This is a genomic window from Martinezella sp. CNPSo 3732, from assembly GCF_057784515.1.
Window position 1 is genome coordinate 31,848 of sequence record NZ_JBXSOO010000022.1, and the last position, 23,316, is coordinate 55,163.

Consider the following 23,316-nt stretch of genomic DNA (forward strand, 5'->3'; position numbering starts at 1 on the left):
CCAGAGGCGATTTCCGTGAAAGAAACATCTCATATCACGGAATTACTGGAAGGCTGAGACCATGGACGGCGTCACTGTCATCGATCACCCGCTTGTGCAGCACAAGCTTACCATCATGCGCAAGAAAGACACGTCGACGGGAAGCTTCCGCCGGCTGCTGCGCGAGATTTCGACGCTGCTCTGTTACGAAGTGACGCGCGACCTCGAACTGACGATCGAGACCATCGAGACGCCGCTGCAGCCGATGGATGCGCCGATCCTCGAGGGCAAGAAGCTGGTCTTCGCCTCGATCCTGCGTGCCGGCAACGGCTTGCTCGAAGGCATGCTCGATCTCGTGCCCTCAGCGCGCGTCTCGCATATCGGCGTCTATCGCGATCACGAAACGCTGCAGCCGGTCGAATATTACTTCAAGGCGCCGGAGGATATCTCCGAGCGCCTGATCATCGTCGTCGATCCGATGCTGGCAACCGGCAATTCCTCGATCGCCGCGATCGAAAAGCTGAAGGAGCGCGGCGCCCACAATATTCGCTTCCTATGCCTGCTGGCGGCTCCCGAAGGTATCGCCAATTTCCGCAAGGCGCATCCGGACGTTCCGGTGTTCACGGCCGCCATCGACAGCCACCTGAACGAGAAGGGCTATATCGTGCCCGGTCTCGGCGATGCCGGCGACCGTATGTACGGCACCAAGTAAATCCGCCATTATACTTTTTATCGAGCCCGGCAGTTACGCAACTGCCGGGCTTTTTATTGATCGCATTAGCGGCATTTCAGGAAAGCTCATTTATAGATGGCATGGCCTGCTGGAGGGGCCTTGCCGATGTTCGTTCGCGTTCTTGTCATTGCCGGTATCATTGCCGTTGCGGCAACCCAGGTGCCGATGCTGGTGGATAGCTATAACGAGCACGCCGCAAAGCCGGCGCCTGTCGAAGCCGTTTCCCTAACCCCACCGAAGAGCGAGGCACCCGTCTCCTACGGCAGCGTTCAGCTACACGCCGATTCGGGCGGCCATTATGAGGGTGATTTCACGATCAACGGCCGGTCCGTGCACGGAATGATCGATACCGGCGCGACCTATGTGGCAATGAACGAGAGCACCGCGCGCAGCCTCGGCTTCAGCGGCGTCGATCTCGACTATCGCTACACGGTCCAGACCGCGAATGGCGCTTCCAAGGTCGCCTACATCAAACTCGACCGTCTGGAGATCGGCACGATCCGGGTTCGCGATATCGACGCCGTAGTGGCAAAGGACAGCGCATTGAGCACCACGCTGATCGGCATGAGCTTCATGAAGAAGCTGAACTCCTATGGAGTGCAGAATGGCACGCTGCTCCTGAAGCAATAGAACGGCCAGGACAGATCAAGAAGCCGCCAAGCGACCGGATGTAGCTTTTCAAATCAAATCCTGCCGAGGATGACAGGCGAGAGCGCTGGCGCCGCGTCCGCGATGCGATAATTAGCCGACAAATCGCCAACAGCCTTCTGCGCACTTGCTTCGTCCGCTGCATGCACGGTGGCGATGCGATCGCCCCTGCTCACCCTCGTGCCGAGCGGCAGGATATCGCTGAAGCCGACGCGATGATCGATCTTGTCCTGCGGGCGGCGGCGGCCGCCACCAAGATCGATCACGCTCATGCCGATATCTCGCGCATCGCAGGCACCGAGCCAGCCATCGGCGACGGCCAAAACCAGCTTCTGTACCGGCGCGCTCGCCAGATAGTGATCGGGATGTTCGAGCAGATCGGCCGGGCCGCCGAGACCATGCACCATGCGGCCGAAGATGTCTGCCGCCTTACCGGAGCTCAAAGCCTCGCGCGCCCTGCCCTCGGCTTCGCCAGCGTTGGCGGCAATGCCGGCTTGCACGAGCATTTCGGATGCGAAGGCAAGGACGACCGTCTCAAGCCGCGTGCCCGACTTGTTGCCCTTCAGGAAATCCAGGCAGTTGCGAAGTTCGACCACATTGCCGGCCGCGTCGGCCAGAGGCTGGTTCATGTCGGTGATCAGGGCCGAGGTCTTGACCCCGCCACCATTGGCCACCTCCACCAGCGAGCGCGCCAGTGTCTCGGCTTCTTCCTGCGAGGTCATGAAGGCGCCGCTGCCGATCTTGACGTCGAGCACCAGCGTTTCCAGCCCTGCGGCCAGCTTCTTCGAGAGGATGGACGCCGTAATCAGAGGCGCCGAATCGACCGTCGCGGTGACGTCGCGCACCGCATAGAGCTTGCCGTCGGCCGGAGCCAGCGCGCCGGTCTGGCCGATGATGGCGCAGCCGACCTCCTCGACCACCTTGCGAAAACGGGCCGCATCCGGAGTGATCCCGTAACCGGGAATGGATTCCAGCTTGTCGAGCGTGCCGCCGGTGTGGCCGAGACCGCGGCCAGAGATCATCGGCACGGCGAGGCCGCAGGCGGCGGCGATGGGAGCCAGCATCAGCGAAACGTTGTCGCCGACACCACCCGTCGAATGCTTGTCGGCGATCGGCCTGCCGATGCCATCCCAGGAGAGCGTGTCGCCGGAGCGGGCCATGGCGAGCGTCAGCGCCACCGTCTCCTCGCGCGTCATGCCACGAAACCAGACGGCCATGGCAAAGGCGCCGATCTGGCTTTCAGCCAGTTCGCCACGCCCCAAAGCACCGATAAACGCATCGATATCGGCGGCCGAAAGGGTGGCGCCGTTACGCTTCTGCCGGATGATTTCCTGCGGGATCATGGATCAGTAGCCTAAAGACGCCGTCTTGGACTCGCCGCCGGCCAGCACGTTCGAGATATCGTCGAGCAAGCTCGACGCACCGAAGCGGAAGGTCGACGGCATGGCCCAATCAGGCGTCATGATGGTCTCGGCGAGGCTGAGGTAGAGAGCCGCATCCGAGACGGAGCCGATGCCGCCGGCAGGCTTGAAGCCGACTTTGCGGCCGCTGGCACGGATCGCCCGCAGCATGATGTCGGCGGCCTCGAGCGTCGCGTTGACGGCAACCTTTCCGGTGGAGGTCTTGATGAAATCGGAGCCAGCATCGATCGCAAGTTCCGACGCGCGCCGGATCAGCGCGGTATCCTTGAGCTCTCCTGTTTCGAGGATGGTCTTCAGAAGGACCGGGCCTTTGCATTCGGCCTTTACCGCGGCGACCATGTCAGTGACGGCCTGCTCATTGCCGGCCAGAAAGGTGCGATAAGGAATGACCAGATCGATCTCGTCGGCACCATCGGCAATAGCTTCGCGCGCCTCGGCTGCTACATCCGCCACTTCCATATCGCCAGCCGGGAAATTCACCACAGTCGCGATCTTCACGACATGATCGGTTCCGAGAATGGCGCGCGCCTGGGCGACAAAACGTGGCCAGATGCAGATGGCAGCCGTATTTCCATAGGGCGATTGCGCGCGGGCGCACAGCGCCTCGATCTGAGCCGGCGTGCAGTCGTCCTTGAGATTGGTCAAGTCGAGAAGGGAAAGCGCAACGGCTGCCGTTTCTCTCAGGGAATGGCCCGTCATTCTGGGTCTCCTTCGTCCGCGATCATTTCTTTCAGGATAGCGGCAAGCCGTGCACCGCCGACCGGGGCCATGTCCTTCGTCTCCTCATGCGAGAGCTCGCCGCCGGTCATGCCAGCACCATAGTTAGTGATGACGGAGGCGGCGGCAACCCTCAAACCGAAAAGACGCGCCAGGATGACTTCCGGCACCGTCGACATGCCGACGGCATCGGCACCGAGAATGCGCGCCATGCGGATCTCTGCCGGCGTTTCGAAGCTCGGGCCTGAAAACCACATATAAACACCGTGCGACAGCTTGATCTCGGCCTTTTCCGCCGCCTTTCGCATGCGCATGATGAGGTCGGTATCATAGGCGCTTGTCATGCCGACGAAGCGCCTGTCACTCTCCTCGCCGATCAGCGGGTTCATGCCGGAATAGTTGATGTGATCGGTGATCTGCATCACCGAGCCCGGCGGCATTTCTTCCCGCAGCGATCCGGCCGAGTTCGTCAGAATCAGCGTATCGACACCGAGTGCCTTCAGGGTCTCGATCGGCGCGCGCATGGCATTGGCGTCGCCCTTTTCGTAGTAGTGCACCCGACCGGAGAGCATGATGACGGGGACATCGCCGAGCTTGCCTGCTACCAGCGTGCCGGCATGACCGGAGACGGCGCTGACCGGAAAGCCGGGCAGGTCGGCGTAGGGAATGCGCAGGGCCTCTTTGACCTCATCCACCAGAGAGCCGAGGCCGGAACCCAGGATGATGCCATAGCGCGGCTTCAATTCGCCGAGCTTCTCGGTAAGGATATCGACGGCCGCGCTCATCCGAGCACCTCCGTTTCGAAGCTGAAGGGCAGCATCTCGTCCATGGTCATGGTCTTCTTCACGCCGGTTTCGTCGCAAAGATAAATGCGCGTCTCCTTGCTGGCAAATTCGGCGATCTTCTGCCGGCAGCCGCCGCAGGGCGGGCAGAGCGGCAGCTTCTCGGCGATGACGGCAATCTCGACGATCTTCTTGGAGCCGCCCATGATCATCTGGCCGATCGCCGTCGGTTCGGCGCACCAGCCCTGCGGGAAGGACAGGTTTTCGATATTGGCGCCGGTATAGATCTTGCCATCCTCGGCGCGGATCGCCGCGCCGACCGGAAACTTGGAATAGGGAGCATGAGCAAAGGCCATCGCGCCACGCGCGGCCTCGAACAGATCATGCGACATGGTTTAGCGCTCCTTGGTATAGGGCACGCCACCGGCCTTCGGGGGCTTGGCGACGCCGATAAAGCCTGCAAGCAGGATGCAGGTGAGGATATAGGGCAGCGCCTGGAAAATCTGTACCGGCACCTCGCCAATGCCCGGAACCGCCTTGCCCTGCATGAAATTGGCGAAAGCATCGAGAAAGCCGAAGAGAAGGCAGGTGAACATGACCGGCACCGGCTTCCATTTGGCAAAGATCAGTGCGGCCAGCGCGATATAGCCCTTACCCGCCGACATGTTGTTGATGAAGGCGGCCGACTGGGCGATGGCGAGATAGGTCCCGGAGAAGCCGCAGAGGATACCGGCTGCTATCAGCGAGCGATAGCGCAGCCATTCGACCGAGATGCCGGCTGTATCGACAGCGCCGGGATTTTCGCCGACGGCACGCAGCCGCAGACCGAAACGGGTGCGATAAAGGATCCACCAGGAAATCGGCACCGTCAGGAAGGCGAGATAGGTCAGGATATTGTTGCCCGAGATGACATTGGCGTAGAGCGGTCCGATGAACGGAACGTCGCGAATAGCATCGGCGCCCGGCAGGGTAATGCCGGAAAAGCGGGCGGTAGCAGGCAAAGTGGGCGTGCGGCCGCCCTGGCCGAACCAGGCCTGACCGAGAACGATGGTCAGGCCGGCCATCAGGAAGTTGATCGCGACGCCCGAAACGATCTGATTGCCGCGATTGGTGATCGAGGCAAAACCGTGCAGCAGGCCGACAACAACCGAGACGACGATGCCTGCGCCAAGGCCGGCCCAGGGTGAGCCGCTGATCGAGGCGACGCAGGCCGCAGCGAAGGCGGAGGCCAGCATCTTGCCTTCAAGGCCGATATCGAAGATGCCCGCGCGCTCGGAAAACAGGCCCGCCAGCGCCGTGAAGATCAGCGGAATCGACAGACGGATCGTCGAGCCCAATATGCTGATGAGAAGATCATAATAATCCATCGTCCGATCCTCACGTCCTGGCGAATGTCTGGTAGATGCGCACGAGCGCAGGTCGGAACATGTATTCGAGAGCTCCGGCAAACAGGATGACGAGACCCTGGATCACCACGATCATGTCGCGCGTGATGTTCGGCATGTCGAAGGAGAGTGCGTCGCCGCCCTGATAGAGAATGCCGAACAGAATCGCCGCCACGATGATGCCAAGCGGATGATTGCGGCCCATCAGCGACACGGCGATGCCGACAAAGCCCGCACCGAGCACGAATTCCACCTGCAGACGTGCGGATGCACCCATGACGGGATTAAGCGCCATCATGCCGGCAAGGCCACCGGAAAGCAGCATTGCGATGATGACCGTGCGGGCATAGGGAATGCCGGCATAGACCGCAGCGGTGGGGCTGAGGCCCAAGGTGCGCATTTCATAGCCGAGCTTGGTGCGCCAGACGAGCACCCACACCAGGAAGCACATGACCAGCGCGATCAGGAACGACACGTTGAGCGGTGCCGCACCGATGGTCGAGCCGAACATATCCATCAGCCAGCCAAGCTTCGGCAGCTGACCGCCCTCCAGAAAGGTGCGGGTTTCGGGGGCCATCTTGCCGGGAACGATCAGTATATGCACCAGCAGGAAGTTCATCATCGCCGATGCGATGAAATTGAACATGATCGTCGTGATGACGACGTGGCTGCCGCGCTTGGCTTGCAGCCAGGCCGGAATGAAGGCCCAGAGCGCCCCGAAGATTGCGGCACCGATGACGGCAAAAGGCATCGTCACATACCAGGGCACATAACGGTCTAGGGTCAATGCCACCAGGGCGCAGCCGAGACCGCCGACATAGGCCTGGCCTTCCGAGCCGATATTGAAAAGGCCGGCATGGATGGCGACCGCGACCGAAAGGCCGGTGAAGATGAAGCTCGTCGCATAATACAGCGTGAAGCCGATACCTTCGCCGCTGCCGAGAGCGCCCTGCAGCAGCAGCACGAGCGCATCGAGCGGGCTCTCGCCAATGAACCAGACGACGAGGCCTGATATCAGGAAGGCAACAATCAGGTTGAGAAGGGGGATCAGGCCGTAGGTGATCCAATTGGGGAGCGGAACGGAAGCCGTGCTCATATACGCCTCACGCGGCAATGCCGGCCATCATCAGGCCGAGTGTTTGTTCACCGGCCTCAGCCGACTTTTCACCGACGATGTGGCCGGCGAACATGACGAGGATACGGTCCGAAAGCGCGCGGATTTCATCCAGTTCCACCGACACCAGCAGGATCGCCTTGCCGGCGTCGCGCATCTCGATGATGCGGCGATGGATGAATTCGATGGCGCCGATATCGACACCGCGCGTCGGCTGACCGATCAGCAGCGCCTTCGGATCGCGCTCGATCTCGCGGGCGACGACGATCTTCTGCTGGTTGCCGCCGGAGAAATTGGCGGTCTTCAGCCGCGCGTTCGGCGGGCGGATATCGTATTTCTCGATCTTTTCGATGGCATCCTTGCGCATGGCGTCGAGATCGAGCATACCGCCGCGCCCGTATTTGCGGTCACGGTGATAGCCGAGCATGGAATTCTCATATTCCTCGAACTTGAGGACCAAACCCATGTGATGGCGGTCTTCGGGAATATGGGCAAGGCCAAGGTCGCGAAGTGCTGCGGGATCGGCGTTACCGATCGGCTTGCCATGCAGCAGGATTTCGCCCGAAGCCGGCTTGCGGATACCGGCGATCGCCTCCAGCAGTTCCGATTGACCATTTCCGGCAACGCCGGCAATGCCGACGATCTCGCCGGCACGGACATCGAAGGAGACATTATCGACCATGGTGACGCCACGGCCATCCTTGACGGTGAGATTGCGCACCGAGAGCAGAATTTCGCCTGGATTGGGGGCGCCCTTTTCGACGCGCAGCAGCACGCGGCGACCGACCATCAATTCTGCCAGTTCCTCGACGGTGGTTTCCGCCGTCTTGCGGGTGGCCACCATCTCGCCGCGGCGCATGACCGACACCGTATCGGTGATCGCCATGATCTCGCGCAGTTTGTGGGTGATGAGAATGATCGTCTTGCCCTGATCGCGAAGAACGCGAAGGATGCGGAAGAGATTATCCGCTTCTGCCGGCGTCAAGACGCCGGTGGGTTCGTCGAGAATGAGGATCTCCGCGCCGCGATACATCGCCTTCAGGATTTCCACGCGCTGCTGCTGGCCGACGGGAAGCTCTTCGATCAACGCATCCGGATCGACTTCCAGGCCATAATCCTTCTCCAGCCGGTTGAGCTCGGCGCGTGCGGCCGCTACCCCCTTGGCGAGAAGTGCGCCACCTTCGGCGCCCAGCATGACGTTTTCAAGGACGGTGAAATTGTCGACCAGCATAAAATGCTGGTGCACCATACCGATGCCGGCTGCGATTGCCGTCTGGCTGTCGCGGATCGCGATGGGCTCGCCGTTGATGCGGATTTCGCCGCTGTCGGCGTGATAGAATCCGTAGATGATCGACATGAGAGTCGATTTCCCGGCACCGTTTTCGCCTATGATCCCGTGGATCGAGCCCTTGGCGACGGTCAGGTTGATATCTTTATTGGCATGGACAGCACCGAACTTCTTGTCGATGCCCACGAGCTCGATGGCAGAGATTTGGTTCACTATAGGGGCTCCAGAAACCGGTTTCCGGATAAGAAAAGGGCGTATGACGTTTTTGTCCCGTCATACGCCCTTATTTCATATCAGTTCTTCGGGCAGGCGTTGTCGGTCAGATAGTCGTGAACCTTGATGGTGCCAGCGACGATATCGGTCCGGGCCTTGTCGACAGCAGCCTGGATTTCCGGAGTGACGAGCGACTTGTTGTTGTCGTCGATGGCCACGGCGACGCCATCTTCCTTCAGGCCGAGTTCCTGCGTGCCAGGCGTGAACTTGCCGTTCTTGGCGTCGCTGAAGGCGTTGTAAACGGCGAGGTCGACGCGCTTGACGACGGAGGTCAGAACGGAACCCGGGTGCAGGTAGTTCTGGTTCGAGTCGACGCCGATCGACAGCTTCTTGTTGTCGGCCGCGGTCTGCAGCACGCCGAGGCCGGTCGCGCCGGCAGCCGCATAGACAACGTCTGCGCCCTGGTCGATCTGGTTCTTGGTGAGTTCGCCGCCGCGAACCGGGTCGTTCCAGGCAGCACCGGTCGTGCCGGTCATGTTCTGGAAGACTTCGATCTTCGGATTGGTCGCGCGCGCGCCCAGCTCGTAGCCGCATTCGAACTTGCGGATCAGCGGAATGTCCATGCCGCCGACGAAACCGATCTTACCGGACTTCGATGCAAGGGCAGCCATGACGCCGGCGAGGTAGGAACCTTCGTTTTCCTTGAACTTGACGGAGCGGACGTTCGGCAGATCAAGGCTGTCGTCGATCAGGACGAATTCGGTCTTCGGATATTCGGCAGCAACCTTCTGAAGCGCAGAGGTCCAGGCAAAGGAAACAGCGATAACCGGATTGAAGCCCTTGCTGGCAAAGTTGCGCAGCGCCTGTTCGCCCTGGGTGTCGCCCGTCGGCTCGAAGTCGCGGTAAGCGATGCCGGTTTCCTTCTTGAACTTTTCAGCGCCGTTATAGGCAGCTTCGTTGAAGGACTTGTCGAACTTGCCGCCGGTTCCGTAGACGATTGCCGGCTTGATATCGGCCGCAAGCGCCGTTGCCGACATGGCAGCCAGGGCAAAAAGGGTCAAAAGGGATTTTTTCATGTGGTGCAGCCCTATTGTTTCTATCTTGTTGGGTCCTCCCGCAAGCCCGTTGATCGGGCAAGTCTGCGGAACTGCCGGCCTCCCCCGAGGCCAAGCTGGCGCGCATCCTTGCATGGCTGCACGAAAAATTCACGAGAAATTTTTCAGTTGGTAAAGATTTGTGGGAATTGGTGAAAACCCATCCAAACGACCCGTTTTTTAAACAATTTCGGCCCAAAACTGCAATTTTATTGATCAGAACAGCTGCCGGTCAGCTCTCCGCGATCGCTAGTTCTACCGCTCGCCGCATTGCGATGGAACCGCCGCCAATTCCTTCCGACGCCTCTCAATTCCCTGAATAGCACAGGCCGAAAGATACGCGCCGAATCCCTCACGCGCTGAAGCGGCCGGCTGCAGGCTGGCGCTTGTAGGCGATCATCCACAGCAACAGGGAAATCACCAGGAAAACGGCGAAAGCCGGCTGAAACAGCAGCCATTGCATCGCCATGTCGTAGAGGCGGGGATGAACGTAATAGGCAATCGCCGAGCGGAGGCTTGCGAGCGACGACGGGCTGACATCGTTCCACGCATCCCCCATTGGGGTCATGACCACGGCGGAAGCCGCAACGGATTGTATGGAATCGATAGTGCCGGCGATAACAGCCACCACCAGCGCGACAAGGCTGGCAAAACGCAACAGGAAACGCATAAACTCCTCCGGATACTCCCTATGTTCAGCCCTGACGGGCCGACCGGTCTTATGCCGCCTCATCCATTTCTTTAGATAAGTGGAGCGCGAAATAAGCGCAATGGGGATGAGACGCAGAGTTTTTTGTCCAGAAGTCAAAAAACTGTCAGATTCGGGTTGATCCTAGAAAATTCATCGGTATATATCGCGCCGTTCCCACAATAGCTCCTTTATCGGATGCGAAAGTGCAGATGGACAGGTGGCCGAGTGGTTTAAGGCGCACGCCTGGAACGCGTGTGTGCGTGAAAGCGTACCGTGGGTTCGAATCCCACCTTGTCCGCCATTTTCTGATTGTCCGACCCGGAGATATAGGTAGCACTGCGTACCTAAAACATGGGTGACAGGTTCGTCCCGAACCATCGCAACACGGCTTGCGCGGCGTTGGGCTCAGCTTCACCAACCCAGGCCACCACGCCGTCGGGCCGCACGAGCAAAGCGCTCAAACCCAGCCGATCTTTGACGTTGCTGGCGATATAAGTGATCCTGTTTCCCCAGCGACCGGCAAGCGCTTTGAGCGACGCGCTGCCATCGAAATCCAGAAGCAGGCCCTTGCCCGTCCTGAGGAGATCGCCGAGCTTTGTCCCATTGGCGAGCTCGAAATCGGGAGCGCTACGGCCGATGAGCGGATGGCTGCCACCAAGGTCATAGCGGAGAGAAACACCCCAGACCCGTTCGGCGAAATAAGTGGCTCCGTCGCGCGTGTCGATCAGATCGCGGATGACCGCTTCGAGGGCGCGCGAGCTCGGGCTTGGCCGCATGAGCGCGACCTGGGCGCGCGACCAATCAAGCACCTGCGCTCCAATGGGATGCCGCTCGCTGGAATAGGTATCGAGCAGGCCGTCCGGCGCATCGCCACGGATGGTGGCGGCAAGCTTCCATCCAAGGTTCGTCGCGTCGCCCAGACCAAGGTTGAGGCCTTGACCACCCAAAGGGGAATGGATGTGCGCGGCATCACCGGCAAGCAATATGCGTCCCCTGCGGTAAGCGGTCGCTTGGTAGGCCCGATCCGTCCATGTGGTGGCAAGCTTGAGCGCCGTCACGGTGACGTCGGTGCCGGAGATGCGGCGCAGCACCGTCTGCACATGCTCCAGCGTGATCGGCCGGGTCCGGTGGAAAGCGCCTCCGTCGAAGTCGGCCATCGCGATCGTCCCGGGCGGCGAGTAAGTGTACATGCCGGTCGCCGTGTAATGGCGACCGGGACGAAGCTTGTCCGGGTCCGCCATCTCGATCTCAGCGGAATAGCCAGTGAATTCAGGATCTGTGCCGACGAATTCGAAGCCGCCGGCCTTGCGAACGGTGCTGCGGCCGCCGTCGCAGCCAACGAGCCAGCGCCCGCGAAAGGTCTCGCCTCCGGCCCGAACGACAACACCTTCATCCGACTGTTCGGAGCTCTCGAAACCGAAGCCGCGCCTGATCTCGACCCCCATCGCCCCGGCACGAGCGGCAAGGATCGTTTCGAGGCTTTCCATCTCGACCATCATGCTAGTGCCGGCCGGGCTTGGCAGGCGATAAGGCCACTTCGAAACATCGATATTGTCATGGAAGAAGTGGATGCCGGCGAAATGGCCGCCTGGGTGGCGCGACTGGTGCATCCAGTGCGCAGCCGATGAAGCGCGATCGCCCGAGCCGTCTTTGGCAGGTTTGGGCGCAGCAACATCGTCCAGCAGACCGCGACGATAGAAAGCTTCGATGGTTGGGGAGGAAAGGCCGCGCATGCCGAAGGGAAGGCGCTTCAAGGGCGAGCGCGGATCCTCGGCCTGCTCCAGCACCAATACGGAGAGACCGGCGAGACGCAGCTCACAGGCGAGAAACAAGCCGACAGGGCCGCCGCCGGCAATCAGGACATCATAAATCAAGACAGAACTCCTCAAGCGAGCGGCGCCGCAAGGGCGCCAGACATTCCGGCTTCGAGCGGCTCTCAGCCGACGCGAGTCGTTGGAAAATGCCCATCTCCATTCGAGCGGGCGACGGTCCGGTCACAGGAACAGTCGTAAAACCTGTGCCAATTTCACTGTTTTCGTGATCGCAATACGATTTTTACACTCGGTATAAATTTACTTATGGTATAAATATCTTCATGTCAAACCGAATCAAACTGCGGGACCGCAAGAAGGAGATGACGCGTCAGGCGATCTCCGACGTCGCCACGCGCCTCTTCGTCGAACATGGCTTCGACAAGGTTTCCGTCGCCGACATCGCTGACGAAGCGGAGGTCGCCAGGAAGACGGTGTTCAACTACTTCCGCCGCAAGGAGGATCTGGTTTTCGATCGCGAGGATGAGGTGCGGGAACTGGTGCGCAAGGCGATTGCCGATCGCGGCCGAGCGCCGCCGGTCCTCGCTTTCCAGGTGCTGATGCGTGAACTGCTGGAGACACAGCATCCCCTCTTCAGGATCACGGACCGGCCTATCGCGTTCTGGCACATGGTGGCGGAAAGCCCGACGCTGACGGCGCATGCGCGTGGGCTGCAGGTGACCATTGCCGACGATCTGTCGGCAATGCTGTCCGACGCGGCGGGGCGGCCGCGCTTCGATGCCGATGCACATCTTGCCGGCGCAATGCTGATGGCGACACTGGTGACCGCCTATGGCGAGGCACTGCGCGTCTTTCGGAAAAAAGGAGATCCTCAAGCAGCTCTGCTAGGCATCATGGAGCGCGGCTTTGCCGGTGTCGACGCCGCTCTTGCCGGGACGCCGTATGTCTGACTCCGGAGCTTTCCGGATCGCAGCCTGAAAGATGAAACCCGGTCGAGGGAGCGGCCGGGCTTTCGAATGCGTGGTTAGTCAGATCATCGACCATCTGTGGATCGTGGCCCATGGCACCGGCATCACGCCGCGGAAACCTGCAGCTCTGCAAGATCCTGAAGCAGCGTCGGGCCGTTGGGTTCCCAACCGAGCTTCTGTCGGGTCTTGGCGCTTGAGGCCGGCATGTCGTGGCGGGCAAACAGAGCGAGCCAGCCGAAATAATCCTGCGCCTCTTCCTTGGTGATGGATTTGACGGGCAGGTTCAGGCGGCGGCCGATCGTCTCGACGATATTGCGCATCGGCACGCCTTCCTCGGCGGCCGCGTGATATCTAGCATTCGGTTCGGCGCGCTCGACGACGAGGCGGTAAAGACGGCCGACATCGGTAAAATGCGCCGCCGGCCAGCGGCTGAGCCCATCTCCGACATAGGCGCAAACACCCTTTTCCCGGAATATCTGGATCAAGGGCGTAATAAGTCCCTGGCTGACGGGATCATGCACCTGCGGGAGGCGCACGACCGAGACATTGACGCCGATTTCGCTCGCCAATATCCCCGCTTCCTCGGTGGCCGCCCGGGGGTGCCTGTCGGAACCGGCGATAGGGTTGTCTTCCTTGGCGGGCTCGCCCGGCACCGTGTTGGCGATCGGCGTGCCCGACGTAATGACCAGCGGACGGGCGGAACCGGCGAGCGCCGAGGCCAGTGTTGCGATGACCCGGCGGTCATCCTCGCAATTCTGGACGAATCTTGAGAAGTCATGATTGAAGGCAAGATGGATGACGCCATCCGATTGTGAGGCGCCGCTTTTCAAAATGTCCGAATCTTCGATGGTGCCGTGTAGGACCTCGGCGCCGGTGGCCGCAAGGGTAGCCGCCTTCTCCTTCGAGCGGGAAAGGCCGAGCACCTGATGACCTGCTCCAATCAATTCCTTGACGACATACGATCCGATATTTCCGGTCGCACCAGTAACGAATACACGCATAAGTACAGTCTCCTTATTTCGTCGGAGACAAATCTGGCCTTATCGGTTATTCTGGTAAAGTAGTGAGTTTATCATAGTAAAGACATTAACAGGATGACCGACCTCATCGAAACGGAAAACCTGCTCGGCGCCTATCTACGCGACCGGCGAGCGAAGCTTGATCCATCCGCCCTCGGCTTTGGCGGGGAAAGACGTCGAACGCCGGGACTGCGGCGTGAGGAGGTGGCGCAACGCGCCAATATCAGCCCGACCTGGTACACATGGCTGGAGCAGGGGCGCGGCGGAGCGCCCTCGGCCGACGTGCTCGACCGAATTGCCCGTGCATTGATGCTGACGGAAGTGGAGCGCGAGCATCTGTTTCTGCTCGGCCTCGGTCGGCCGCCCGAGGCGCGCTACCGCAAGAATGATGGCGTGACGCCGCGGCTGCAGCGCGTGCTCGATGCGCTGGAGCCAAGCCCCGCCATTATCCGGACCGCCACCTGGGACGTCATCGCCTGGAACCAGGCGGCGCCCGTGATGCTGATCGATTACGAATCGCTGCCGCCGGAAGAACGCAACATTCTGCGCTATATCTTTCTCGATCCGCGTGCGCGCGCCGTGCAATATGATTGGGAAAGCGTAGCCCGTTTCGCCCTGGGCGCATTCCGTGTCGATGCGGCGCGCGCAGGCGCATCGAGCGAGATAGAGCCTTTCGTGGCGGAACTTTGCCGCATCAGTCCGGAATTCAGGGCCATGTGGCGCGAAAATGACGTTCCCGGCACCCATACCGAAGCCGTCAAACATATACGCCATCCCGTCCTCGGCCCGCTGGCATTCGAGTATTCGGCCTTTTCGGTCGACGGACGGACGGATCTCAGCATGATAGTCTACAATCCGGCAACGCCTGACGATGCCGAGCGGATCAGATCGCTCCTGCCAAAACTCTAGCGCGAAGATGTTTGGTGCAAGCATGCGCACGCTTGTCGTTCCACGGATGCCCGACGCCATCCAACATGGCTGCCCTTCACGGCGAAGCCGACCGCGCCTTCAATCGTAATAGTTCGGAGCCTGCTTCAACCGAGGCCATGTCTCGAGATCATGCCCCGTGATCACCATTGCATCGGTCTGTTCGGCAAGCATCCGCAGTTTGCCGACGGAGCGCACCGTGTCGACGGCGGACGCCATGAAGCCGGGAAGCGCCTTTTCGTTCCAATGATCGAGCGTATAGGCGGCATCGACGGCCAATAATATTGCGCCCGCATTCGGCAACTGCACCAGGAAGGATTGGTGGCCGACGCTGTGACCCGGCGTGAAGATCATCCGCAGCACGCCGTCGCCGTAGAGATCGTAGCCATCGGTGGCGGCGCCCTCCATGAAATGCCATTTCAAGCCGGGACGATCGAAATCACGGCGAACATAGGCGCCGGCAGCGAACCAGTCCGGCGCAAAGGCATAGTGATATTCGCTGCGCTGGACGATATGGGTCGCGTTCGGGAAACGGCCGATAGCGCCGCTATGGTCGGAATGCAGGTGGGACAGCACGACGAAGCCTATCTCTTCACTGGATAGGCCGAGCTTCGCCAATTGAGCTAGGCATCCTTGCGCCTCCGTCATCACAGGCTGATAGCTGTCGACGACATCGCCCCAATAGCCGCGCGGATCGGAGAGACCTTCTGCCGCCAGCCCGCCATCGATGATGACATTGCCCTTCGGATGCGTCAGCAGAAACCATGGAACCGGGATTTCGCAATCGGCATCGCCACCCTGGTTCATCCTGATGTCGTGGGCCTTGCAGCGCTGCGTGCCCGATTGAAACATATAAAGCCTGATATCGCTCATGAGCTGACCTGTGGTTGATGTTTGAGCGCCGTTTTCGGCGATCGAACGCTCCCCCACTAGACGGCATCATGCACTTACATTTATCGGATAAGCCGATATATTGGCGCGCATGGATTTGTTGGTTGCGATGCGCGTCTATGTCAGAGTCGTGGAAAGGGGCAGCATGTCGGCCGCGGCCCGTGATCTTGGCATGGGGCAGCCTGCTGTCAGCGAGCGGATTGATCGGCTGGAGCAATATCTCGGTGCGCGGCTATTGCTCAGAAACACCCGCAAGCTTTTCGTGACTGATGTCGGCGCCGCCTTCTACGAGCGCAGCAAGCAAGTTCTCGAGAGCGCCGACGATGCGCTGACCGTCATGGATGGTGATCAGTCGCTCCGTGGCACGCTGAGGATCGCAGCACCGCATGGAGTCGGCGAGGTCATTTTGCCGTCGATCCTGCTGCAGATGCGCAAGCGTCATCCGCTGCTCAAAATCGAGCTGATCCTCAACGACAGGATCGTCGATCCCGTGACGGAGGGCGTCGACATCTCGCTGCGTCTCGGCGATCTTAGCGAAGGCAGCTTCATTGCCCGCAAGCTCGGCCATGTCGGCCGCGTGCTCGTGGCATCGCCAGACTATCTCGATAAGCATGGGACGCCAACAGAGCCCAATGATCTTGCCGACCACCCCTTCCTGCGGGTTTCCGGCCTCTTCAACAACGGCCAGATTCCGTTGATCGATCCGAACGAACAGACGGAACTTGCCACCGTCGACATCGCCGTCAGCACCAGTCATTGGCGGCCGTTGCACCGCCTGCTGCTGGATGGAGCCGGCATAGGTATCCTGCAGGAGCCGGTCTGCGCGGAGGATCGTGCCAATGGCAATCTGATCCGCCTGCTGCCCAAATTCACCGTGCCGGGATTTGACCTGCATGCGCTCTATCCCGCGGTTAGACCGATTCCACCGCGGATTCGGGTGGTGCTCTCATTGCTGGAAGAGCAGCTGGGCACGGCTTCCCCACCGGAAAGCTAGCTATTTTTCCGGTCGACGCTCTGCGTCGCCACCTCAGGCGTCGCCCGCAAGGTGATTGCCCAGAAGAGCAGCGTTGCGAGGCTTATGGCGGTACCGGAGATGCAGACCCCGCTCCAGCCCGCATGAGCATAGATGATCGTCGATGTCGATGATCCCACGGCGCTGCCGATGGAGTAGAAGATCATATAGGCGGCGGTCAGCCTGTTCTGCGCGTCCGACCTGACACGATAGATCATGCCCTGATTGGTGACGTGCGTTGCCTGCAGGCCGAAATCGATGACGAGGACGCCGATGATCAGCCATAGGATCGAGCGATGCAGCATGGAGATCGGTAGCCAGGCAAACAACATCAGGGCAAGTGCGATCCCGGTGGTACGCTGGCCATGACCACGGTCGGCCCAGCGCCCTGCCCTGATGGCGCCGAGTGCCCCCGCCGCGCCGGCAAGGCCGAACAGGCCGACCTCGGTGTGGGACAGCGAGTAAGGCGGGGCGGTCAGCGGCAGCACGAGCGGCGCGAGCAGCGTGGTGATATTGGCGAAGATCAGCATGGCGATGATCCCGCGGATGCGCAGGACAGGTTCTTCCACGAGCAAAGTGCCGAGCGAGCGGATGAGACCGAAATAGGACAGATCACTCTTTGGCCTTCCCTGCCGCGGCAGCGCGCGCCAAAGGAGAAGCGCGATCACCAGCGTCAGCGCGGCCGAGACAATGTAGACGGTCCGCCAGCCGGAGAGATCGGTCAGCGTGCCCGCGATGCTGCGCGCCAGCAGGATGCCGAGGACGATGCCGCTCGTGACCATGCCGACGATATGGCCGCGCTCGGCGGGATACGCCAGGCTCGCCGCATAGGCAACGAGCGCCTGTGTGACCACCGCCAGAAAGCCGACCGCGGCCATGGAGGCGAGCAGCATCGCCGCACTGGACGAGAAGCCGACGAAGACAAGTGCCGCCACACTCAGCAGCGACTGCGCGATGATGAGCTTGCGCCGATCGGCCAGATCGCCGAGCGGCACCAGCAGGATCAGGCCGAGCCCATAGCCGAGTTGCGTCGCACCGACGATCAGGCCGGCAACCGTGCGCGACAGCTTGAGATCATCGGCCATGACATCGAGAAGCGGATGGGCGAAATAGGCATTAGCGACAGCGAGGCCACTCGCGACGGCAAAGAGGAAAATCGTCGCCCGTGCCAGCGGCGAATTGGCCTCTCCGGAGTATTTGGCGCTCTTAAACGAACTCTCGCGCGAGGGATGAGGGCGCAGAATGTCCTTCGCGCTGCCGGCCGGCGGCGCGTCCTGATCGATCGTCATTGCAAAACTCCCGATTCTTCGGTTTAATAATGAAACCATCGACCGAGTAACATTATTGGTTTAATCATGCAACCATTTCTGCAGACAAAAGACCGGAAAGGCTAAGGCGATGGTCGCGCGGAAAAGCCTGAAGGGTGACTATTGCCCGAGCGCGCGTTCGCTCGACGTGATCGGCGACTGGTGGTCGCTCCTGATCGTGCGCGACGCCTTCGACGGGCTGACGCGCTTTGGCGAGTTCCAAAAGAGCCTCGGCATTGCCAAGAATATTCTCACCGAGCGCCTGCGCACGCTCGTCGCGAGCGGCATCCTGGAGCTTGTGCCGACAAGCGAAGGAGGCCCGCGCATGGAATATCACCTGACTGCGATGGGAAAGGATCTCTTCCCGGTCATGGTGGCGCTGCGCCAATTCGGCGAGCGCCATCTCTTTGCGCCGGCGGAAGAGCATTCGGTGCTGGTGGATCGCGCCACGGGTCAGCCGGTGCAGCTCGACATCCGGGCGCAGGACGGGCGTGCCATCGGCCCGGACGAGACGGTTATCGTGAAGGTGCCGGAGGGGGAATAGATAGGGACGCCCGTTGGAGGGCCGAGACCTCCAAAACCAGGACTAAAACACCAGCGAGCGATGCAGCTGCGCGCCAGCCCAGGCGCCGTCGCCGACGGCGAGCGACACTGAATGCGGGATACGGGCGGCATCACCACAGGCAAAGGCGCCCGGCACGGTGGTTTCCTTCATGGCGTCAGTCTGGATTTGGGTGCCGAACGGCGTTTCTTCGATTGCGCAGCCGAGCCGCTCGGCGATCGGGCTCGAGGGCGACACGCGCGTCGCGGTGAAGAGGCCGGCAAACGGCAGCAGGCGCCCATCGGCAAGCCGCACATCGGCCTTTCCTTCGAGCTTTGTGATCGGTGCCTCTTCGATCGTTACACCGCGGGTGGCGAGATCGGCACGCTGCGCCTCATCCGGAACAAAGCTGCCGTTGAGGAAGAGCGTCACCTCGCCCCATTCCGGCAGCAATTGCGCCTGATGCACCGACATCGGACCGGTAGCGATGCAGCCGATACGGCCCCGATCGAGCTCGTAGCCATGACAATAAGGGCAATGGAAGATGCTTTTGCCCCAACGTTCGCCCAGTCCCTCGATCTCGGGCAAGCTGTCGGAAACGCCGGTCGCGAAGAGAAGGCGCCGGCCGCCATGGCGCGCGCCGTCAGCGGTGGTGACGACAAATGCATCCTTCTCGCCCTCGGCCTTTTCGGCCGTGCCCTCGATCCAGGACAGCGTCGGATAAGCGGAAAGCTGTTCACGCGCCTTGCGGGCGATCTCGCCGGGGTTGACGCCGTCCTGGCCGAGAAAGCCGTGAGATTCCTCGGCGAAACGATTGCGGCGCTTGTCCGCATCGATGATCAACACTGTGCGGCGAGCGCGGAGAAGCTGAAGGGCGGCCGCCATGCCGGCATAACTGCCCCCGACGACGATGACGTCATGGGTCATGACAGGGTCCTTTCTGAGCGCCATTGCGCATGACGTCGCGCAAATTCGGCTGCGAGATCGGCAAGGGTGACATTTTCGAAGCGCTTGAGCAGCAAGGCCTCGGCTTCGGCAAAAGCATCATCGAGGACGGAATTGACCGATTGCTCGACCAAGCATTCCGGCGTCTCGTTGCGATTGCCGATGGCAAAGACGGCCGGTTCGCCGAGTGCCTCATGCAGCTGGCGCAGCGTGACGCTTTTGAGATCGGCCGCGATCGTCCAACCGCCGGTGTGCCCCTTGGCGGAATGGACGATGCCCACCTCGCGCAATAGGCCCATGGTGCGGCGCACGACGACCGGATTGGTATTCATGCATTGCGCCAGGGTTTCGGAGGTCAATGGCCCATCCTGCTCGGCCATATGCAGCAAGGCGTGAAGGACGGAGGAAAGTCGGCTATCGTGTTTCATGTAACTTCGATTATTACGATTCGAAGCGATATTCAAGGATGGCTTGCATTTATGAGCCGAAGGCTGCGGCTAAGCTCGCTCTTTGAAACGAACCTCGCGTGCAGAGGCGAAGATCCCGATCTCGTCGCCGAGCGACCATTCCGCGGCCCGCGCTGCCATGGCGGCAGGCACGCCCTGCGAGCCTGGCCCGGCCGGAACATCATAGGTGGCATGGGCATCATGCGGCAGCAGCACGCCATAGCCGCGCTCAAGCGCCGCTCGCGCCGTCGCGGCAACGCACATTTCCGAGAGCACGCCGCACATTACCAGATCCTTCACGCCGAAGGCTGTGAGAATGGCGTCGAGATCGGTGCCGTCGAAGCCGTCATCCTCCGTTTTCCTGATAACTACCTCGCCTGATAGTGGTGGAAAATGGAGTTTCCATCCCGGCTGAAACGGCTCATCCAGCGCGCCCGCCGGACCATCATTCTGCAGGAAAATCACAGGGGCCCATTCCGACCGCGCCTTGTTCAGCAGGATCTCCACCGCCGACCTCAACATGGCATGATCGGGAACCGCGCCTGGATCTTGTAGGAAGGCATTCTGGACATCAACGACCAGCAGGGCATCGGCCAATGGATTGTTATCGGAAATCTCTCGCTGCTCTTCTTCCATCAATCCTTCAGATCCTGCCATGAAACAAACTCCATATGGGTGCGCACCGGGCAGCCCGGCAAGACTGCCTTAGAAAGAGGCCTTCATCACCATCTCGGCGCCAAGCGCCAGAAGGCAGATCAGAAACCAGCAGCGGAAGGCCATCGGGCCGACGCGGTTGCGGATGACCTGGCCGGCCCACATGCCGGCAAGCGCCGGGACGATCGCCAGAGTAGAGAGCGCCAGATTGTCGATGCGGAAGGCGCCATGCCAGGCGAGCGCAGCGGCCAATGCCACGGTGGAGACAGTGAAGGAGAGGCCGAGCGCTTGGATCAGCTCCTCCTTCTCCAGTCCAAGTGACTGCAGATAAGGCACCGCCGGCACGACGAAGACGCCGGTCGCGCCCGTGAGCAAGCCGGTGACCGCGCCGACGAGCGGCGATAGCAGCGGCTCGAATCTTGCGGGCACATGCAGTTGACGAGCGAGCAAAGCATGGCCGGCATAGAGGATGAGGGCAAGACCCAGCGCCGCCGTGGTCCTGCGGGTATCGCCGGCAGCCAACAAATATGAGCCGGCGAAGGTTCCGACAATTATGGCGATAACCAGGAGGAAGAAGCGGCGGGCAAGCGTGCCAAAATTCGGACCTGCCAGCAGCTGCCAGACATTGGTGACGAAAGAGGGCACGATCAGCAGGCTCGCTGCCGCCAGTGGCGAGATCAGCGCGCCCAGCACGCCCATCGCCACGGTCGGCAGCCCCATGCCGGTGACGCCCTTGACCGTGCCGGCGACGAAGAAGGTCGCAAAGATTGCCGCAATAAGCCATATCGAATGATCCATCATGCCTTTTCAGTAGCAGAGACAAAGACCGGCACAATGCGGATGATGCGAAGCCAGCCTTCGGCTTTTCCGAAGGCTGGAGATGCGGTACTCTTCAGTCCATGCGCTTTGACCTGACCGACCTTCGCCTGTTCCTCGCCGTCGTCGATGCCGGCAGCATCACGCATGGGGCTGCCGATGTCGGGCTTTCGCTGCCGGCCGCCAGCGAGCGGCTGCGCGATATGGAGGTGAATGGCGGCGTAAAGCTGCTGGAGCGCGGGCGGCGCGGTGTGAGCCCGACCCCCGCCGGCGAAGCGCTGGCGCATCATGCCCGGCTGATCCAGCGGCAACTGACACAGATGCGCGGCGAGCTTGGGGAACATGCAAGCGGCCTGCGCGCAACCATTCGGCTTCTCGCCAACACCGCGGCGATCGCCGAATATCTGCCGCCTCGCCTCGCCGAATGGATGGCCAGAAACCCGCGAACCGACATCGATCTCAAGGAGCGCCAAAGCATCGAGATTGCCCGAGCACTGTCAGCCGGACTGGCCGAGATCGGCATCCTTTCGGACACGGCCGATACCTCCGGCCTGATATTGCGGCCCTTCGCGATCGACCGGCTGGTGGTGGTGATATCTAGCGATCATGCGCTTGCAGCATCAAAGCAGACCAGCTTCACGGAAATCCTGCATGAGCATTTCATCGGACTTGCCGGCGGGGCACTGCAGGATCACATCGACGCGCAGGCCGCCCGGCTCGGCACTCGGCTGAAGATGCGGGCGCGGATGCGGACATTCGAAAGCATTTGCGAAATGGCAGGCCGTGGCATCGGCCTCGGCATCGTGCCGGAAACGGCGGCGCGGCGCTGCAGCCGATCCGCAAGAATTGCAGTCCTTCGCCTCACCGACCCATGGGCGACGCGCCGGCTTTCGATCTGCGCACGCTCCCTCGAAGAGCTTCCGTCGCCGGCGCGCGATCTTTTCGAGCATCTGGCAACGATATGATCACTGCCTGTTGAAAAAACGCGTTGGGATCGACTAGTCTCCCGCATGGCTGTCGGGAGGAGACGGCGCAATGGGAGGTGGGAATGGAATTTCACGACGATGAGCTTCACCGCTTCGAAGCCGAAGGGGCCGCGCCCCTGCCGCAAACCGAGGTGGAAGGCCATGTCGATCATGATGGTGCGCGTATCTGGTATGCCTCCTATGGCAGCGGCGCACCGGTGATGCTTCTGCATGGCGGGCTCGGAAACAGCGGCAATTGGGGCTATCAGGTGCCGGCGCTGATCGACGCAGGCCATCAGGTTATCGTCATCGACAGCCGTGGCCATGGCCGCAGCACACGTGACGAGCGACCATACACGTATGAGCTCATGGCATCCGACGTTCTCGCCGTCATGGACAGGCTGAAGATCGAAAAGGCCGCCATGGCCGGCTGGAGCGACGGCGCCTGCATCGGCATGGTACTCGGAAAAACTCATCCGGAGCGCGTTTCCGGCGTCTTTTTCTTTGCCTGTAACATGGATCCGAGCGGCACGAAGGAATTCGTGGCGACGCCGATTATCGAGCGCTGCTTCTCCCGCCATACGAAGGATTACGCTGCCCTCTCCGCCACGCCGGACAAGTTCGATGCCTTCGTCGAGGCTGTCGGCCTGATGCAGCGGACCGAGCCGAACTACACCATCGCCGATCTCGCCGAGATCGATGTGCCTATTGCCATCGTGCACAGCGAGCACGATGAGTTCATCAAGCGGGAGCATGCCGATTATCTCGTACGGCACATTCCCGGCGCGAAGCTGATCTTTCTGCCCGGCGTCAGCCATTTCGCACCTCTGCAGCGGCCGGCGCAGTTCAATGCCGCTCTGCTCGCCTTCCTCGCTCGGATTGCCGCCTGAGATCAGATTCAGTTGCGCATGTCCGATCGTTGGAATAAATGATGATCATCATCTTATTCGAACTCCCGAGACCGAATCGCCGCTGACAGGCCCTTCCG

General features: G+C 61.0%; 25 protein-coding genes and 1 tRNA gene. 9 read left to right on the forward strand and 17 right to left on the reverse strand.

Annotation, left to right across the window (positions count from 1 at the left end; translation table 11 throughout):
* The first annotated feature begins 61 nt into the window (after positions 1 to 61).
* Together upp and AC13RM_RS26725 are read left to right on the forward strand one after the other, a co-directional pair.
* Positions 62 to 691, forward strand: coding sequence for a uracil phosphoribosyltransferase (gene upp / locus AC13RM_RS26720; RefSeq protein WP_015338410.1), 630 nt, complete (start codon positions 62 to 64; stop codon positions 689 to 691).
* A 126-nt stretch (positions 692 to 817) separates the two neighbouring features.
* Positions 818 to 1,342, forward strand: a complete 525-nt coding sequence (locus tag AC13RM_RS26725) for a TIGR02281 family clan AA aspartic protease (protein WP_374823824.1) — start codon at positions 818 to 820, stop codon at positions 1,340 to 1,342.
* 53 nt (positions 1,343 to 1,395) lie between these two features.
* Here AC13RM_RS26725 and deoA read toward each other — a convergent pair whose 3' ends face one another.
* The 9 genes from deoA to AC13RM_RS26770 all read right to left on the reverse strand — a co-directional run bounded on the left by deoA (position 1,396) and on the right by AC13RM_RS26770 (position 10,044).
* Positions 1,396 to 2,703 carry a thymidine phosphorylase gene (gene deoA / locus AC13RM_RS26730; RefSeq protein ID WP_374823827.1) on the reverse strand — a complete coding sequence of 436 codons (1,308 nt, stop codon included), beginning with the start codon at positions 2,701 to 2,703 and terminating at the stop codon, positions 1,396 to 1,398.
* A gap of 3 nt (positions 2,704 to 2,706) precedes the next feature.
* On the reverse strand, positions 2,707 to 3,480 hold the full coding sequence (gene deoC, locus AC13RM_RS26735) for a deoxyribose-phosphate aldolase (protein WP_374823830.1): 774 nt from the start codon (positions 3,478 to 3,480) through the stop codon (positions 2,707 to 2,709).
* Complete coding sequence (locus AC13RM_RS26740) at positions 3,477 to 4,283, reverse strand: purine-nucleoside phosphorylase (protein ID WP_440478482.1); 807 nt, start codon at positions 4,281 to 4,283, stop codon at positions 3,477 to 3,479. The genes deoC and AC13RM_RS26740 overlap by 4 nt, the downstream gene beginning before the upstream one ends.
* Complete coding sequence (locus tag AC13RM_RS26745) at positions 4,280 to 4,672, reverse strand: cytidine deaminase (RefSeq protein ID WP_285175873.1); 393 nt, start codon at positions 4,670 to 4,672, stop codon at positions 4,280 to 4,282. The genes AC13RM_RS26740 and AC13RM_RS26745 overlap by 4 nt, the downstream gene beginning before the upstream one ends.
* A 3-nt stretch (positions 4,673 to 4,675) precedes the next feature.
* The gene (locus AC13RM_RS26750) at positions 4,676 to 5,647 is read right to left on the reverse strand and encodes an ABC transporter permease (protein ID WP_285175871.1); all 972 of its coding nucleotides are present in this window, start codon (positions 5,645 to 5,647) and stop codon (positions 4,676 to 4,678) included.
* Positions 5,648 to 5,657: 10 nt separating this feature from the next.
* Complete coding sequence (locus tag AC13RM_RS26755; RefSeq protein ID WP_113230219.1) at positions 5,658 to 6,761, reverse strand: ABC transporter permease; 1,104 nt, start codon at positions 6,759 to 6,761, stop codon at positions 5,658 to 5,660.
* A gap of 7 nt (positions 6,762 to 6,768) precedes the next feature.
* Entirely contained in the window at positions 6,769 to 8,280 is a 1,512-nt protein-coding gene (locus tag AC13RM_RS26760; protein WP_374823838.1) for an ABC transporter ATP-binding protein, read from the reverse strand.
* Between the two features lie 80 nt (positions 8,281 to 8,360).
* Complete coding sequence (locus tag AC13RM_RS26765; RefSeq protein WP_113230221.1) at positions 8,361 to 9,356, reverse strand: BMP family lipoprotein; 996 nt, start codon at positions 9,354 to 9,356, stop codon at positions 8,361 to 8,363.
* A 370-nt stretch (positions 9,357 to 9,726) separates the two neighbouring features.
* Positions 9,727 to 10,044 (reverse strand): hypothetical protein, encoded by a 318-nt coding sequence (locus tag AC13RM_RS26770; protein ID WP_174178887.1) that lies wholly within the window; start codon positions 10,042 to 10,044, stop codon positions 9,727 to 9,729.
* 232 nt (positions 10,045 to 10,276) lie between these two features.
* Between AC13RM_RS26770 and AC13RM_RS26775 the strand changes: the two genes are divergently transcribed.
* Positions 10,277 to 10,366 (forward strand) — tRNA-Ser (locus tag AC13RM_RS26775).
* Between the two features lie 43 nt (positions 10,367 to 10,409).
* Here the strand turns inward: AC13RM_RS26775 and AC13RM_RS26780 are convergent.
* Complete coding sequence (locus AC13RM_RS26780) at positions 10,410 to 11,939, reverse strand: FAD-dependent monooxygenase (RefSeq protein ID WP_374823843.1); 1,530 nt, start codon at positions 11,937 to 11,939, stop codon at positions 10,410 to 10,412.
* A gap of 221 nt (positions 11,940 to 12,160) precedes the next feature.
* Between AC13RM_RS26780 and AC13RM_RS26785 the strand changes: the two genes are divergently transcribed.
* Positions 12,161 to 12,787 (forward strand): TetR/AcrR family transcriptional regulator, encoded by a 627-nt coding sequence (locus AC13RM_RS26785; protein WP_374823846.1) that lies wholly within the window; start codon positions 12,161 to 12,163, stop codon positions 12,785 to 12,787.
* Positions 12,788 to 12,909: 122 nt separating this feature from the next.
* On the opposite strand, the gene AC13RM_RS26790 is transcribed toward AC13RM_RS26785, so the two are convergent.
* The gene (locus AC13RM_RS26790) at positions 12,910 to 13,806 is read right to left on the reverse strand and encodes an SDR family oxidoreductase (RefSeq protein ID WP_488555859.1); all 897 of its coding nucleotides are present in this window, start codon (positions 13,804 to 13,806) and stop codon (positions 12,910 to 12,912) included.
* A 93-nt stretch (positions 13,807 to 13,899) separates the two neighbouring features.
* On the opposite strand from AC13RM_RS26790, the gene AC13RM_RS26795 reads away from it, so the two are divergent.
* A complete protein-coding gene (locus AC13RM_RS26795) occupies positions 13,900 to 14,733 on the forward strand; it encodes a helix-turn-helix transcriptional regulator (RefSeq protein ID WP_374823852.1) in 834 nt (277 codons plus the stop codon).
* Between the two features lie 99 nt (positions 14,734 to 14,832).
* Here the strand turns inward: AC13RM_RS26795 and attM are convergent, their stop codons facing one another.
* Positions 14,833 to 15,624: an AttM family quorum-quenching N-acyl homoserine lactonase gene (gene attM / locus AC13RM_RS26800; protein WP_374823855.1), complete on the reverse strand. Its 792-nt coding sequence runs from the start codon at positions 15,622 to 15,624 to the stop codon at positions 14,833 to 14,835.
* 127 nt (positions 15,625 to 15,751) lie between these two features.
* Between attM and AC13RM_RS26805 the strand changes: the two genes are divergently transcribed.
* Positions 15,752 to 16,636, forward strand: a complete 885-nt coding sequence (locus AC13RM_RS26805; RefSeq protein ID WP_488555884.1) for a LysR family transcriptional regulator — start codon at positions 15,752 to 15,754, stop codon at positions 16,634 to 16,636.
* Here AC13RM_RS26805 and AC13RM_RS26810 read toward each other — a convergent pair.
* Positions 16,633 to 17,943, reverse strand: a complete 1,311-nt coding sequence (locus AC13RM_RS26810; RefSeq protein ID WP_488555860.1) for an MFS transporter — start codon at positions 17,941 to 17,943, stop codon at positions 16,633 to 16,635. The genes AC13RM_RS26805 and AC13RM_RS26810 overlap by 4 nt on opposite strands.
* 109 nt (positions 17,944 to 18,052) lie before the next feature.
* Here AC13RM_RS26810 and AC13RM_RS26815 point away from each other — a divergent pair, with 109 nt between their 5' ends.
* Entirely contained in the window at positions 18,053 to 18,505 is a 453-nt protein-coding gene (locus tag AC13RM_RS26815) for a winged helix-turn-helix transcriptional regulator (RefSeq protein ID WP_374823861.1), read from the forward strand.
* Between the two features lie 42 nt (positions 18,506 to 18,547).
* On the opposite strand, the gene AC13RM_RS26820 is transcribed toward AC13RM_RS26815, so the two are convergent.
* The 4 genes from AC13RM_RS26820 to AC13RM_RS26835 form a co-directional block, all read right to left on the reverse strand.
* Positions 18,548 to 19,429 carry an NAD(P)/FAD-dependent oxidoreductase gene (locus AC13RM_RS26820; RefSeq protein ID WP_374823864.1) on the reverse strand — a complete coding sequence of 294 codons (882 nt, stop codon included), beginning with the start codon at positions 19,427 to 19,429 and terminating at the stop codon, positions 18,548 to 18,550.
* Positions 19,426 to 19,875, reverse strand: coding sequence for an Rrf2 family transcriptional regulator (locus AC13RM_RS26825; protein ID WP_374823867.1), 450 nt, complete (start codon positions 19,873 to 19,875; stop codon positions 19,426 to 19,428). The genes AC13RM_RS26820 and AC13RM_RS26825 overlap by 4 nt, the downstream gene beginning before the upstream one ends.
* 69 nt (positions 19,876 to 19,944) lie before the next feature.
* Positions 19,945 to 20,550: an isochorismatase family protein gene (locus tag AC13RM_RS26830; protein ID WP_374823870.1), complete on the reverse strand. Its 606-nt coding sequence runs from the start codon at positions 20,548 to 20,550 to the stop codon at positions 19,945 to 19,947.
* 48 nt (positions 20,551 to 20,598) lie between these two features.
* Positions 20,599 to 21,348, reverse strand: coding sequence for a sulfite exporter TauE/SafE family protein (locus AC13RM_RS26835; RefSeq protein WP_374823873.1), 750 nt, complete (start codon positions 21,346 to 21,348; stop codon positions 20,599 to 20,601).
* A gap of 98 nt (positions 21,349 to 21,446) precedes the next feature.
* Between AC13RM_RS26835 and AC13RM_RS26840 the strand changes: the two genes are divergently transcribed.
* Both AC13RM_RS26840 and AC13RM_RS26845 read left to right on the forward strand, forming a co-directional pair.
* Complete coding sequence (locus AC13RM_RS26840; RefSeq protein WP_374823876.1) at positions 21,447 to 22,328, forward strand: LysR family transcriptional regulator; 882 nt, start codon at positions 21,447 to 21,449, stop codon at positions 22,326 to 22,328.
* Between the two features lie 83 nt (positions 22,329 to 22,411).
* Positions 22,412 to 23,218 carry an alpha/beta fold hydrolase gene (locus AC13RM_RS26845; RefSeq protein ID WP_374823879.1) on the forward strand — a complete coding sequence of 269 codons (807 nt, stop codon included), beginning with the start codon at positions 22,412 to 22,414 and terminating at the stop codon, positions 23,216 to 23,218.
* Positions 23,219 to 23,316 lie beyond the last annotated feature (98 nt).

What these genes read in the sequence shown, in the direction of transcription:
- upp (WP_015338410.1), top strand. Translation starts at nt 62, where the DNA reads ATGGACGGCGTCACTGTCATCGATCACCCGCTTGTGCAGCACAAGCTT.
- AC13RM_RS26725 (WP_374823824.1), top strand. Translation starts at nt 818, where the DNA reads ATGTTCGTTCGCGTTCTTGTCATTGCCGGTATCATTGCCGTTGCGGCA.
- deoA (WP_374823827.1), bottom strand. Translation starts at nt 2,703, where the DNA reads ATGATCCCGCAGGAAATCATCCGGCAGAAGCGTAACGGCGCCACCCTT.
- deoC (WP_374823830.1), bottom strand. Translation starts at nt 3,480, where the DNA reads ATGACGGGCCATTCCCTGAGAGAAACGGCAGCCGTTGCGCTTTCCCTT.
- AC13RM_RS26740 (WP_440478482.1), bottom strand. Translation starts at nt 4,283, where the DNA reads ATGAGCGCGGCCGTCGATATCCTTACCGAGAAGCTCGGCGAATTGAAG.
- AC13RM_RS26745 (WP_285175873.1), bottom strand. Translation starts at nt 4,672, where the DNA reads ATGTCGCATGATCTGTTCGAGGCCGCGCGTGGCGCGATGGCCTTTGCT.
- AC13RM_RS26750 (WP_285175871.1), bottom strand. Translation starts at nt 5,647, where the DNA reads ATGGATTATTATGATCTTCTCATCAGCATATTGGGCTCGACGATCCGT.
- AC13RM_RS26755 (WP_113230219.1), bottom strand. Translation starts at nt 6,761, where the DNA reads ATGAGCACGGCTTCCGTTCCGCTCCCCAATTGGATCACCTACGGCCTG.
- AC13RM_RS26765 (WP_113230221.1), bottom strand. Translation starts at nt 9,356, where the DNA reads ATGAAAAAATCCCTTTTGACCCTTTTTGCCCTGGCTGCCATGTCGGCA.
- AC13RM_RS26770 (WP_174178887.1), bottom strand. Translation starts at nt 10,044, where the DNA reads ATGCGTTTCCTGTTGCGTTTTGCCAGCCTTGTCGCGCTGGTGGTGGCT.
- AC13RM_RS26785 (WP_374823846.1), top strand. Translation starts at nt 12,161, where the DNA reads ATGTCAAACCGAATCAAACTGCGGGACCGCAAGAAGGAGATGACGCGT.
- AC13RM_RS26790 (WP_488555859.1), bottom strand. Translation starts at nt 13,806, where the DNA reads ATGCGTGTATTCGTTACTGGTGCGACCGGAAATATCGGATCGTATGTC.
- AC13RM_RS26795 (WP_374823852.1), top strand. Translation starts at nt 13,900, where the DNA reads ATGACCGACCTCATCGAAACGGAAAACCTGCTCGGCGCCTATCTACGC.
- attM (WP_374823855.1), bottom strand. Translation starts at nt 15,624, where the DNA reads ATGAGCGATATCAGGCTTTATATGTTTCAATCGGGCACGCAGCGCTGC.
- AC13RM_RS26805 (WP_488555884.1), top strand. Translation starts at nt 15,752, where the DNA reads ATGCGCGTCTATGTCAGAGTCGTGGAAAGGGGCAGCATGTCGGCCGCG.
- AC13RM_RS26810 (WP_488555860.1), bottom strand. Translation starts at nt 17,943, where the DNA reads ATGACGATCGATCAGGACGCGCCGCCGGCCGGCAGCGCGAAGGACATT.
- AC13RM_RS26815 (WP_374823861.1), top strand. Translation starts at nt 18,053, where the DNA reads ATGGTCGCGCGGAAAAGCCTGAAGGGTGACTATTGCCCGAGCGCGCGT.
- AC13RM_RS26820 (WP_374823864.1), bottom strand. Translation starts at nt 19,429, where the DNA reads ATGACCCATGACGTCATCGTCGTCGGGGGCAGTTATGCCGGCATGGCG.
- AC13RM_RS26825 (WP_374823867.1), bottom strand. Translation starts at nt 19,875, where the DNA reads ATGAAACACGATAGCCGACTTTCCTCCGTCCTTCACGCCTTGCTGCAT.
- AC13RM_RS26830 (WP_374823870.1), bottom strand. Translation starts at nt 20,550, where the DNA reads ATGGCAGGATCTGAAGGATTGATGGAAGAAGAGCAGCGAGAGATTTCC.
- AC13RM_RS26835 (WP_374823873.1), bottom strand. Translation starts at nt 21,348, where the DNA reads ATGATGGATCATTCGATATGGCTTATTGCGGCAATCTTTGCGACCTTC.
- AC13RM_RS26840 (WP_374823876.1), top strand. Translation starts at nt 21,447, where the DNA reads ATGCGCTTTGACCTGACCGACCTTCGCCTGTTCCTCGCCGTCGTCGAT.
- AC13RM_RS26845 (WP_374823879.1), top strand. Translation starts at nt 22,412, where the DNA reads ATGGAATTTCACGACGATGAGCTTCACCGCTTCGAAGCCGAAGGGGCC.